This is a genomic window from Rhodococcus sp. AC861 (assembly GCF_979256035.1).
In genome coordinates this window covers 1-291 of sequence record NZ_CEEDMW010000026.1, presented here as the reverse complement: position 1 = coordinate 291, position 291 = coordinate 1, and the positions used below count along the sequence as shown (strand labels likewise).

General features: G+C 72.2%; 1 protein-coding gene. It reads left to right on the top strand.

All coding sequences use genetic code 11. From position 1 onward, the window contains the following. A partial coding sequence (locus tag AC0IX4_RS22985; protein ID WP_471831393.1) for an alpha-hydroxy-acid oxidizing protein occupies positions 1 to 291 on the top strand: 291 nt, incomplete at both ends.

The following is a 291-nucleotide window of genomic DNA, read 5'->3' as shown; positions in this document are numbered from 1 at the left end:
GAGACGAGTACGCCGTCGACTCCGGTGCCGACGGCGTACTCGTCTCCAATCACGGGGGACGACAGGTGGACAACTCGATCGCCGCACTGGACGCGCTCGAACCTGTCGCTACCGCCGGGGGGGACAGGGCGACGGTGTTGCTGGACTCGGGCATCAGATCGGGCGCCGAGGTTCTGGTCGCTCTGGCGCTCGGTGCCGACGCCGTTCTCTACGGCAGGCCCGGGGTCTACGGCCTCGGGGTGGCCGGCCGCGACGGCGGCGTGCACGCGCTGCGGTGCCGCCTCGGCGACC